Source organism: Mesorhizobium sp. M1163 (assembly GCF_040318415.1).
Taxonomy (GTDB): domain Bacteria; phylum Pseudomonadota; class Alphaproteobacteria; order Rhizobiales; family Rhizobiaceae; genus Mesorhizobium.
The window spans coordinates 1-10,866 of sequence record NZ_JAMYMF010000077.1 but is presented as its reverse complement, the minus strand read 5'-3'; the positions used below and the strand labels follow the sequence as shown (position 1 = coordinate 10,866).

Annotated in this window: 15 protein-coding genes and 1 pseudogene; 3 read left to right on the top strand and 13 right to left on the bottom strand. The window is 60.0% G+C overall.

Going from position 1 to position 10,866, the window contains the following annotated elements; translation table 11 throughout:
• Positions 1-186: 186 nt before the first annotated feature.
• The 3 genes from NKH43_RS34460 to NKH43_RS34450 are packed head-to-tail and all read right to left on the bottom strand — an operon-like array spanning position 187 to position 3,109.
• Positions 187-1,290: an ABC transporter ATP-binding protein gene (locus tag NKH43_RS34460; protein WP_352482627.1), complete on the bottom strand. Its 1,104-nt coding sequence runs from the start codon at positions 1,288-1,290 to the stop codon at positions 187-189.
• Between the two features lie 2 nt (positions 1,291-1,292).
• Positions 1,293-2,216, bottom strand: a complete 924-nt coding sequence (locus NKH43_RS34455; RefSeq protein WP_023717676.1) for a carbohydrate ABC transporter permease — start codon at positions 2,214-2,216, stop codon at positions 1,293-1,295.
• Entirely contained in the window at positions 2,213-3,109 is an 897-nt protein-coding gene (locus tag NKH43_RS34450; RefSeq protein WP_352861951.1) for a carbohydrate ABC transporter permease, read from the bottom strand. Before NKH43_RS34450 ends, NKH43_RS34455 begins: the two co-directional genes overlap by 4 nt.
• A gap of 266 nt (positions 3,110-3,375) precedes the next feature.
• On the opposite strand from NKH43_RS34450, the gene NKH43_RS34445 reads away from it, so the two are divergent.
• Both NKH43_RS34445 and NKH43_RS34440 read left to right on the top strand, forming a co-directional pair.
• A complete protein-coding gene (locus NKH43_RS34445) occupies positions 3,376-3,825 on the top strand; it encodes a VOC family protein (RefSeq protein ID WP_352861949.1) in 450 nt (149 codons plus the stop codon).
• Between the two features lie 35 nt (positions 3,826-3,860).
• The gene (locus NKH43_RS34440) at positions 3,861-4,862 is read left to right on the top strand and encodes a LacI family DNA-binding transcriptional regulator (protein ID WP_352861947.1); all 1,002 of its coding nucleotides are present in this window, start codon (positions 3,861-3,863) and stop codon (positions 4,860-4,862) included.
• Between the two features lie 471 nt (positions 4,863-5,333).
• Here NKH43_RS34440 and NKH43_RS34435 read toward each other — a convergent pair whose 3' ends face one another.
• The gene (locus NKH43_RS34435; RefSeq protein ID WP_352861953.1) at positions 5,334-5,597 is read right to left on the bottom strand and encodes a pyocin activator PrtN family protein; all 264 of its coding nucleotides are present in this window, start codon (positions 5,595-5,597) and stop codon (positions 5,334-5,336) included.
• Between the two features lie 310 nt (positions 5,598-5,907).
• On the opposite strand from NKH43_RS34435, the pseudogene NKH43_RS34430 reads away from it, so the two are divergent.
• Positions 5,908-6,151: pseudogene (locus NKH43_RS34430) on the top strand (integrase core domain-containing protein); the annotation flags it as partial.
• Between the two features lie 208 nt (positions 6,152-6,359).
• On the opposite strand, the gene NKH43_RS34425 reads toward NKH43_RS34430, so the two are convergent.
• The 9 genes from NKH43_RS34425 to NKH43_RS34385 form a co-directional block, all read right to left on the bottom strand.
• Positions 6,360-7,031: a hypothetical protein gene (locus NKH43_RS34425; RefSeq protein WP_352861946.1), complete on the bottom strand. Its 672-nt coding sequence runs from the start codon at positions 7,029-7,031 to the stop codon at positions 6,360-6,362.
• Positions 7,032-7,039: 8 nt separating this feature from the next.
• Positions 7,040-7,786: a CbtA family protein gene (locus NKH43_RS34420; RefSeq protein WP_352861944.1), complete on the bottom strand. Its 747-nt coding sequence runs from the start codon at positions 7,784-7,786 to the stop codon at positions 7,040-7,042.
• Positions 7,787-7,801: 15 nt separating this feature from the next.
• Complete coding sequence (locus NKH43_RS34415; RefSeq protein WP_352844027.1) at positions 7,802-8,011, bottom strand: CbtB domain-containing protein; 210 nt, start codon at positions 8,009-8,011, stop codon at positions 7,802-7,804.
• Between the two features lie 91 nt (positions 8,012-8,102).
• A complete protein-coding gene (locus NKH43_RS34410; RefSeq protein WP_352861943.1) occupies positions 8,103-8,558 on the bottom strand; it encodes a nitrile hydratase accessory protein in 456 nt (151 codons plus the stop codon).
• A 46-nt stretch (positions 8,559-8,604) separates the two neighbouring features.
• On the bottom strand, positions 8,605-8,958 hold the full coding sequence (locus NKH43_RS34405; RefSeq protein WP_352861942.1) for an SH3-like domain-containing protein: 354 nt from the start codon (positions 8,956-8,958) through the stop codon (positions 8,605-8,607).
• Positions 8,955-9,269: a hypothetical protein gene (locus NKH43_RS34400; RefSeq protein WP_352861940.1), complete on the bottom strand. Its 315-nt coding sequence runs from the start codon at positions 9,267-9,269 to the stop codon at positions 8,955-8,957. The genes NKH43_RS34405 and NKH43_RS34400 overlap by 4 nt, the downstream gene beginning before the upstream one ends.
• 23 nt (positions 9,270-9,292) lie before the next feature.
• The gene (nthA, locus tag NKH43_RS34395; protein WP_352861938.1) at positions 9,293-9,907 is read right to left on the bottom strand and encodes a nitrile hydratase subunit alpha; all 615 of its coding nucleotides are present in this window, start codon (positions 9,905-9,907) and stop codon (positions 9,293-9,295) included.
• A 67-nt stretch (positions 9,908-9,974) separates the two neighbouring features.
• Positions 9,975-10,505, bottom strand: coding sequence for a DUF1097 domain-containing protein (locus NKH43_RS34390; protein WP_352615942.1), 531 nt, complete (start codon positions 10,503-10,505; stop codon positions 9,975-9,977).
• A 2-nt stretch (positions 10,506-10,507) separates the two neighbouring features.
• The gene (locus NKH43_RS34385) at positions 10,508-10,684 is read right to left on the bottom strand and encodes a hypothetical protein (RefSeq protein ID WP_352844020.1); all 177 of its coding nucleotides are present in this window, start codon (positions 10,682-10,684) and stop codon (positions 10,508-10,510) included.
• Positions 10,685-10,866 lie beyond the last annotated feature (182 nt).

Here is a 10,866-nt window from a genome sequence, read left to right as displayed (position 1 = left end):
TCGAACGCCTTGACGATCACGTTGAGCGCGCCGATCTCGCTCTCATTCGACCATGTATGGAACAGTTTGAGCTCGGTGGCGGCGGCGCTGGCGAACGGCGCGGCGCCGATCGCCAGCGCCAGTCCAAATGCGCCCAGCGGTCTCTTGGACGTCAGTCTTCTGGACATCGTTTCCTCCCTATTGATGTTAAATCCGACTCCGAGTTTCGGCGTCGAAAAGATTGAACCGGTCGGCCGGAAAGATCGCTCTGACGCTGGCGCCGTCCCGCAGCGCGCCGATCTGCGAATGGTCTACATGCACAGCCAGCAGCTCGTCGGCGGCCGCCAAGAAGGCGGTACCGTCGCTACCGGTCTTTTCGCTGTAGCGCAGCGGCAGGTCGAAGATGGCGGCCGGCTTGCCGCCATTCGGCCTGCCGATCGAGAAATGCTCCGGCCGCAAGCCGACCAGCACCTTCATGCCCGTGGCCGGCTGCCTGATGAAGGAATAGTCGGACAGGTCCATCTCGACGCCGGTCGACCGGTGGGTCGCGACGACGCGGTTGCCGGTGAGATCGATCGTCGTCTCGAAGACGTTCATCGGCTGCGAGCCGACAAAACGAGCGACGAAGAGGTTGGCCGGCCGCTCGTAGATCTCGTCCGGCGTGCCGATCTGCTGGATGACGCCGCCGTCCATTACAGCGATCCGCGTCGCCATAGTCATCGCTTCGACCTGGTCATGGGTAACGTAGACGACCGTCTTTTTGAGGTCGTGGTGGAGCTTCTTGATCTCCAGACGCATCTCGGTGCGCAGCTTGGCGTCGAGGTTGGACAACGGCTCGTCGAACAGGAACACGTCGACATTCTTCACCAGCGCGCGGCCGATGGCGACGCGCTGGCGCTGGCCGCCGGACAGTTGCGCCGGACGGCGGTCGAGCAGCGGTTCGATACGCAACAGCTGTGCGGCCCAGGCGACACGCCGCTCTATCTCGCCGCGGTCGAGCCGTTGCGCCGAGAGGCCGAACTTCAGGTTGCCGCGCACCGTTTTTGTCGGATAGAGCGCATAGGACTGGAACACCATGGCCAGGCCGCGGTCCTTGGGATCGAGATCGGTGACATCGCGGCCGCCGATGGTGATCGAGCCTGCGGTCACCTCCTGCAGGCCGGCAAGCAGGTTAAGCAATGTGGTCTTGCCGCAGCCGGACGGGCCGAGCAGCACCAGGAACTCGCCGTCATTGACGGTGAGGTCGAGATCCTCGAGCACGGTGACGCGCCCGAACTGCTTGACGATATTTTTGAATTCGACCTTCGGCACGGCTATCCCTTGATGGCTCCGGCGGTGATGCCCTGGACAAAGAATTTGCCGAGCCCGAAATAGACCACCAGCGGCGGGATGGCCGTCAGCAAAGCTGCGGCCATGTCGACATTGTAGTGGACCTCGCCGCGCTCGGTGATGACGGTGTTAGCCAGGATGACGGTCATCGGTTGGGCGCCCATGCCGCCAAAGGTGAGCCCGATCAGGAAGTCGTTCCAGACGCTGGTGATCATCAGGATCAGCACGACGATCATGATGTTGCCGGACATCGGCAGGATGATCTCGGCGAAGATGCGCCAGAAGCTACCGGAATCCATGATCGCCGCGTTGATGATCTCGGGCGGCACGTCCTTGTAGAAATTGCGGAAGATCAACGTCAGCAGCGGCATCGCCAGCACGGCGTGGATGACGGCGATCGCCCAAATGGTGCCGTAGATGCCGAGCGAGGCGGTCAGGGCGACCAACGGGATCATGATGATCTGGAACGGCACAAAGGCGCACATGAACAATACGAACAGAAAGGGGCCAGCCCAGCGGACGTTCCACAGAGCCAGCGCGTAGCCGGTGACCGACGCCAGGGCGATCGACAGGAACAGGCTCGGGAACAGAATGGCGAGCGAGATGAAAAATCCGTGCCTGACACCCTCGCAGGTCATGCCCGAGCAGACTTCTGCCCAGGCCTTCCACCAGCCTTCGAATGTCCAGGTGGTCGGCAGCGAAAAGACCTCGCCGAGCGCGATCTGGTCCATTGTCTTGAAAGAGGTGACGATCACCACGTAGAGCGGGATCGAAATGAAGGCCGCGCACATGGCGAGGAACACGAGGACGGCGATCGACGCTCCCTTGATGCGGCGGCGCCTACGGGGGTAGACGCGCCCGCCGATGCGCGCGGCCGCTGATGTCTCGTAAGCGGACACGGCATTCATACGGCGGCGGCCTGGCGACGGCGGACTTGCCAGGCGGTGACCAGCATCAGCGGCAGGAAGACGGCAGCCGTGATCAACAGCATGATGACTGCTGAGGCGGACGCGTAACCGATGTTGGAGCGGGTCGAATAGGCGTTGATGACGAAATAGGCCGGCGTCCAGGTTGACGTACCGGGTCCGCCATTGGTCATGGCGAGCACGATGTCGTAGGTCTTGACCACGCCGAGCGACAGCAGGATCGCGCAGGTCAGGAACGTGAATTTCAGCATCGGAATGATGATCTCGACGTAGAGCCGCCAGAAGCTCACGCCGTCGAGCTTGGCGGCGCTCCAGATTTCCGTGTTGATCGACTTCAGGCCGGCCAGCATCAGCGCCATGTAGAAGCCGAGCCCGTGCCAGATCGAGGCGAGAATGATGCCGTAGATTGCCGTGGCCGGATCGGCCAGCCAGTTGAAATTAGCGCTTTCCCAGCCCAGCTGGTGCAGGAAGTTCTGGACACCGAGGGCCGGGTTGAACATCCAGCGCCAGACGATGCCGGTGACGATCAGCGACACCGCGAGCGGATAGAGAAAAATCGTCCGGAAGAAGCCTTCGCCGCGCTTTTCCTTCTCGATCATCGCGGCCAGGATGAAACCCAGCACGATGGCGAGCGCGCTGCCGATCGCCAGGACGACGACGTTCCGGAGCGAGGTCATCCAGACGCCGTCGCTGAAAAGCCGGTCATACTGGCGCGCCCAAACTGCGGGGTCGATCGCGTAGTCAGGGAAACGACGCGAACGCGTGAACGACATCCAGATCGTCCATCGGATGGCGCCGGCGAAGGCCACCAGGGTGACCGTGAGCGCAGGAATCAGCGCAAGCTGCGGCGAGACCTTGCTCCACCTGAGCGCCATTCGGGTTCCTCCCTCGAAGGCCTGCCTTAGCCGATCGCGGCCCTGGCAATTTTCATATTAGCGTTAAACCAATCATGACGATATCGCTCTGTCAACAGTAACAAGCAAATCGGAATCAAATGGCACCGGGCATTCGAGAAAACGACGCTGCAGCGCAGCAAACCCGCGCTTTGGCGGGTGAGAATTCATATTGACAAAGCGCGCGGCGGGGAGCAAAGGCGATATTAACGCTCATACGAAATTCGACCTATCGGGAGGAAAACGTCATGAAAGGGATCACCGGCTTCGGCCACGCCGCCATCAAGGTGAAGGACCTGGACGCCAGCCTCGCCTTCTATAGGGACAAGCTCGGCTTTCCCGAGATGCTGCGCCTTCACAATAAGGACGGCAGCACTTGGCTGGTGTATCTCAGGATCACGGAAGAGGTGTTCTTGGAGATATTTCCCGGCGCGGAAAACGATCGCGCTCCCGGCTGGAACGCCAACGGCGTCAATCACATGTGCCTGACGATCGACAATCTTGACAGCTTCTGCCCGACGATCGAGGCCAAGGGCATCAAGCTGACCGCACAGATCAAGGACGGGCTCGACGGCAACCGCCAGGCCTGGATCGAGGATCCTGACGGCAATCGCATCGAGCTGATGGAGATGCACGCCGATTGCCTTCAGTACAAGGGTCTGAAACGGTTGCGCGAAGAGGGATTGCTGCCGGCTTAAGTCCTCTCAGGCAACATGGCCAATGTGACGAGATCTTGCAGAGAACCCGTACCCGACTGAAGGACATCGCGGTGGCCACCGGCTACTCGGCGAACACCGTTTCGCTGGCGCTGCGCGGCAGTCTGCGAATTCCGGAGGAAACGCGCGACCGTATCCAGTCGGCCGCGCAGAGCCTGAACTATTTTCCGAACACCATCGCGCAGGCGCTGGTCAGCCGCGAGACGCGGACGATCGGGCTGGTGCTCACCGACATCATGAACCCGACGCTGACGCTGGTGTCGCGTTTCCTCGAGAGGGAGCTCGCCCAGCGTGGTTATTCCCTGATGCTGGCCGCCAGCGACCACGACCCCGCCAAGGAGTGGAGTGCGCTGAACGTGTTCCGCTCGCGGCAGGTCGACGGCATCCTCATCTATCCGACCAACCACGACCGGCTCGACCACATCCGCGCGGTGCGTCAGGTCGGATATCCCGCACTGGTGCTTGCCGATATTCCGGTTGCCGGCCTCGACGTGGTGGCGATCGACGACCGCAGCGGCGGCTACAAGGCGGTCCGACACCTGATCGAGCGCGGCCATCGTCGCATCGCCATGCTCGACGCGGCGCAGCTGCTCGGCAACAGCGAAAAGCATGACGGCGCGTTTCGCGCCGTGACCGAGGCAGGGCTTCCCGCCGATGCGCTCGTCGTGGTCAAGCCCGGCGGCCATTCGGCGACCGACGGTTTTCAGGCGATCGGCGAGGCAATGAAGCTGAAGCAGCGGCCGACGGCGCTGTTTGCCACGACCGATTCGCTCGCCATCGGAGCGTTGCGCTGGTGTCGCGAGCAGGGCGTCTCCGTGCCCGGCGGACTGGCGATCGTCGGCTATGACAACACCGAAGCGGCGGACTTCAGCTCGGTGCCGATCACGTCGATCAACTATGCCGCCGCCGCGGTCAGCAGCCATGCGGTTGAGCGGATCCTGTCGATGATCGGCAAGCCGTTATCGACGCCGATCGTGACGCTGATCGACCCGGAACTGGTGATCCGCCAATCCACCTGAGGCACGGCGCGTTCGCTCGTCAGACACGACCAGCGTGGCAGCGCGATGCGCAGTGGCGGAGCGGACGTTGCTCACCGGTTTCGTGCGCCCTACGTGTGCAGCGAAAGATTGATGTAGCTGAGGGGCTTTCAGTTGCGGCGGCAAAATCGTAAATTCGGTTACGTTTGGGTGGGCATCCTCGCCAAATTGGTCTGACAGAGACATTAAGAAGATAATGAAATGAATATGTTACGCCACAGACTTGCGGTGGCGCCGATGATGGACTGGACGGACGTCGCGAAAACCAACGTATATTCAACAACTAGGAGGTATCAATTCCTCTGAGTTGTACTGTTGTTGTACTCGTTCCGGAGCGCTTGGGCGAAAGCGGGCGCATTTCGGGGAAGGGGGCACGAATGGGCGACGGGAGGTAGCATCCTGTCGGTGATCTAGGGATTGCTGAACTCCAAGCGCAAAGAGGCCACGGGCGCGCTAGCTACGTCGGAAGGCGCGCACTTCAGACAGTGCGATTTCACGCCGCTTATCGAGGTATGAAGCCAGGTCTTGGAGATGAACGCCTTTGGCACTCTTCTGGCTTCTTTCTGCTCTGGTTAGCGGAAGCTCAATTTCTCCAATGCTCACTTTGCGTAAGAACTTGGTGAGCGTCAGGTGGGAAAAATAATCCTTGCACACGGTCTCAGCGGGGACAATCACGCGTCCCTCATATTGCGCCATGAGTAGGAAGACGGTGTTCAATTTCTTCACTCGCCGCCATCCGAGGATAGTCAACGGGGTTGCAGCGAAGTTCAATTGCAGCAATCGACGCCAAACGGATAGGGCGGCCGTTCAAAGCGTGTGCAAGGAAAGTACGGCGTGCAAGTCGCAGTGAAAAATGTGATTTGTGCGGAGTGACGCCGCAGCATTCTGGCATGAATAACTCCTAACCTGAAGGTTGTACGTTCTAATCCTAACCCCGCAAACAAAATCACGCCGCTAACTCAACGAGTTGCGGCTTTTTGATTCCTGAAGCGGTTATCCTGGTTCCTACCCCGACTTCCGCCGCGGCCCCTCCGTCGGCAGCGTCGGCGACAGCTACGACAACGCTCTCGCCGAGACGATCAACGGTCTCTACAAAGCAGAGGTCGTTCACCGCCGCGGACCGTGGCGCAGCTTCGAGGCCGTCGAGTTCGCGACGCTGACCTGGGTCGACTGGTTCAACAATCGCCGGCTGGCCCATCGGCAACATCCCGCCGGCAGAAGCCGAGGAACGCTACTACGCCATGCTAGAAGAGCCGGCCATGGCTGCATGACTCAAACCAAATGGCCTCCGGCAAACCCGGGGCGGTTCACCCGGTGGCGGTAGCTGTCGTGGTGTATTTCACGTCTACGGGCACGGCCTTTCTCCTTTGGAAATGTCGGCATTTGGGTAATGGCAAGTGCGAAGCGGACAAGACTTCGCGTTGGCCGGCAGAGAGCGCTCGACCAGCGTCGTGTCATTCGTTCTTCAGGTTTCGGTGTTCAGACGTCCCCGGGAATGGGGTTCCGGTCTGTTCCCCCAACCCGTCGCCTCAAGGTGCGCGTTGGGAACAGGACGGCAAGAAGGCCTGCCATCGTCGCTACAAAGGCAATTCCTACCGCAATCAGGCTGGGCAGGTGGAAGGGAATGTCCCGCCAGTCCGGAACGACCAGCGAGGCCGTATTGAAGGTCTCGCCGCTGAACTGACACATGACGAACGACGCGCGGTTCCGCACCATGTCTGCGTCGATCCGTGATATCAGCGCCTCGACGGCCGGTTTATCTGCCGACATCTCGCGCAGATGCGTCAGCGCTGCCTGCATCGCTGACAGATAGGCATGGCTGCATTCATTGAAGGGGCTTGTCTCATCTCCAATGCTGCCGGGCATCAGCCCCCAAAGACAGGCGGCATACTGCAGGTTGGCGAAGTTCAACAGCCTGCGAAACGTTTCGTCCGTGCGGTTTTGTTTGGCCGCCAGGTCGAGAATTTCGCTGCGATAGTCCGCGATCACGGCCATCTGGCCGTGTGTCAATGCGGGTATTTGTAGACCTGAGCTGTTCAGGTCCGATTTCTGCCCATGCGCCTGCGCCGATCCCGCCATCATCGAGAGCAGCGAAAGACAGAACCACCATGACGCGGCGCGCGTAGACATCCGGATGCTGTGCGCCGTCATGGAATGGCCTAGCGAGCAGCTACGCTCTTCACAGGACGACTGTCGCGACGATCGACCATCCGGCGTTCAGCGACCGCCCCGAACAGCACGCCGATCGCAGTCCACAGAACCATCTGGATACCGAGTGACGCAAGGCGGAAATTCCACAATACAGCCGCAGAAAACTGCTCGGGCACTTCGTTGATCGGCGGCAGCGCATATTCGGCAATCGCGATCACGACGAGATAGGCAGCTACCGCCGCTATCCAGGAAGTCCAAATCCCGTATTGCGACGCTAGGCGTTTGGCGAGACCGATCGAGGCGACCGCCGCCAACAACGACACCGTCAGCAGCACAAAGAAGAGCTGGGTGCGCGCCTGGATCGTTTCGGGATCACCCACCGCCGGTGGGTTGGCCGGATACTTGAACTGAGGCACCAGTATGATCGTGACGAATCCGGCCAGCGCGATCAGCGCCGCCGTGCCGCGCGGCCCAAAGCCGCTGACCCTTCCCTGGACATAGGAGAAGACCAGCGCGAAAAGGCCGCCAATGGACGCGCCATAGACGAGAATGCCGGTCAGCAGGCCTATGCCGGCCTGGGTGGAGCGCCTGACGAGTTCGGGCTCCGGCGCCTCGCCCGCGGCCTGCGCCTGCTGTTCCTCGAAGGCGATCGCGTGATCCACCTGCGGCTCGCCGAACACACGGGCGAAAGCGAAGGCCAACAGGCCGGCCATGATCCCGACCAGCATGCCGCGCAGCAAAAGACTGCCAACCATTATGTTGATCCTTTGTTAGTGGCAGGGAAAGCCGAGCAGATGGCGGCCGTCGTGGACGAATTCGTGGACATACATGCCACGCATCAGCGACGTCGCGCCTTCTTCGGCGCCGATGAAATAAATCGCCAGCAACAGCATCAGCCCGCCAAAGACGGCCCAGGGCAGAAGTTCGCGAAGCGGGATAGGCGCCGGAAGGGCAACCGGCCTAAGAGCGATTTCGGACATGGACGTTCTCCTTAAAAGTTTCCAATGGATCGACTTGGTGAAGATCTTCGCCGTCATTTTGCGATTGCGGCGCTATTCCCGGCTTGGTGGTTCACGCGAGGCGGGTCGCCGGCGCGCGACAACCGTGATCGTCGTCATGGGCATGGTCGTGATGATGATGGTGGTGGTGATGATGCGAATGACCATGACCATCCAGGCTAAGCGGTTCGCCAAAGCCGCGATGCTCGTCGGCATGACGCCATTGTTCCTTGCGCGCCATCAGCTCATCGAAGCTTGACAGCTTCTTGTCGGTCACCAATTTCTCAAGCGCGGCAAGCCATTGATGATAGTAGATCCCATTATGGTCTTCCGGATCGAGGCCATAGGTTTTGCCGAGTTCGATTTCCGCGCTGATGTAGTTCACCCACTCACGCCATTGGAAGTGGCCATTGTTGTGAAGTTGGAGCACGATCCCGAAGGCGGTGAGCTGCCAAGGCTCGGCAAACAGTGGTCCGGCTTCATTGCGCGGAAGACCGGGAAGCTGATCGAGACTGCTATTCTGGTTCATGGGAAAATCCTAACGAAGCCGAGGCGGTGAGCAGTTGGGCGGAGCGCTAGTCGGCGCCCCCGAGGTAGTCATCCCAGGCGTCGACATACATCCGGTCCCGCGGATGGCCGGCATCGCCCCACAACTCGCGAGCCGTGAACACCACCGTGTAGACGTGCTGCGGCTTGGGTCCCTGGCGGTGGGCGCTCGTATCGGGGAAAACGAACACGCCGTGATCGAAGGTGACGGTACCGACCTTGCCCCTGATGTAGGCCGGCAGGCGGTTGTGCGCGACCTGGTTCAGGTTGACGACCGTAACCTTGTCTCCGGCCTTGAACTTCGGTGCGACCTCGACATCGACGCGCGCTGGATCTCCGGTGGCCAAAACCGTAGGCACCATATCGGTGGTGAGCATGTTCATGCTGCTTTTCCTTTCATGAGCTGGGCGTGGCGGGCATCGACTTCCTCGCGGGTGACGATGCCTGCATCGATGCAGTTCTGTTCCACGGTGCAGAGCCACTTTTCGTAGTAGCTCGACATCAGGTAGTGGCGCGGATCCATCCGCTCGATCGGATGCCGGAACTGGTCGACGTTGTAGATGCCCGCCGCAAAGCAGGCGATCATCATCGACAGCATCCGCCCTTCCCATTCCTCATGGAAATACGGCTCGTCTTGTTCAACCAGCACCGGGCCGAAGCCGTGCTTGCCGCCGACATCATGAATTCCATTCATGGTCTTGATCCTTTTGCCAGAGGCTAGTGCGAGGGGGATTGTGCGACGCCGGTTCCGATCATGGAATCCCGGGTGACGAGAGCGGCCAGTTCCTGTTCGGTTAGGTTTTCAGTGCCGGAAGGGCGCATCGGAAGCACCAGATAGCGAAGCTCGGCCGTGCTGTCCCAGACGCGCACCTCGACATCATCGGCGATATCAAGGCCGAATTCCTTCAGGACACTTCGCGGTTCGATAACGACCCTGGCCCGGTAAGGCGCCGACTTGAACCAGATGGGAGGCAAACCAAGCGTCGGCCAAGGATAACAGGAGCAGAGCGTGCACACGACCACGTTGTGCACCGCGGGAGTATTCTCCAGGGCGACCATGTTTTCGCCCTGCACGCCGATATAGCCGAGGCTCTTGATGGCGGCAGTGCCATCTTGCAGTAGCCAATTCCTGTATTTGGGATCGGTCCAGGCCTTGGCGACGACTTTTGCGCCGTTCTTCGGACCCATCTGCGTCTCGAAGGTCTCGATGATCAAATCAAGCGCGGCAGGATCGATGGCCTTCTTCTCGGCGAGAAGCGATTCCAGCGCTTTCACACGCAGACCCACCTCGGGGATGAGTACGTTGGCATGGGAATGGTTATCGGTTGTCATGGCTTGCCTCATTGATGTTGTCTGAAATTGTTTCGGAGCGCGGTCGGGCGAAGGTACCGACCGATGGTCAGGCGACGGCCAGGGTCGGTTTGGTCAACGCACCGGCGAGCTTGGCCGAAGCGAACCCGAACAGAGCGCCTGCCACCATCGAAACCGGGACAACGACCAGCGAGTTGTCGAAGGACGCCGAAAGCAGCTTCGGCAGGGCGAGCCGGTCGGGAGTCTGCAGCAGGAACGCAAACGTACAGGCATAGCCGAACGTTGTGCCCGGAACGGAGGCCAGGGCGGGAATCTGTGATGCGAGGATGTAGATCACGACCGTGATGAACACCACCGTGGCAGACCATATCTGAGGCCCAACCAGATCGCCGATGGGCAGGCCGAGGATCATGACCGCGCCGAGCCAGCCCATGAAACAGCCGAAGATGTTCGAGATGATCGTGCTCTTGAGCGCAGCATTATCGCCGCCTGATTGGAAGAAGCAGGCCCACGCGACGAATGCCGCCCAGACCAGGACCGTGCCGATCGAGAGAAATGCCCAAGTGCAGATTGCACCAAGGATGCCTACGCTTAGAGCTGTGGCGGTGACAGGTTTCATTGTCAGATTCCCCATTGTCTTTTTTCAGAACTAAAAAGGCCCGCCACCGTCGCCGGTGAGCGGGCCTCATCGCCATAAGCTCGCATTTTCACGAGCTTTATCTGATCATGCTGCGCCTCTTTTTGGGCGCTCGCTTTTTTGTTCCTATTTAGCGTCGCTGAGGAGTTTTCCTTTGTCAACCATTATTCATGAGAAACTCGTAAAATTTGCAAAATCAGCAAATAGCCTAATTTTTACGAAACAAACCAGATGCTTAACCTATCTGCGCAACGCCTCTGACCTTGCCCCTCTGATCTAATCCGGTTTGAAGTTCGTTCTGGCCCATCGAGAGGACCAGGACATGAAACGTAGCCGCTTCTCT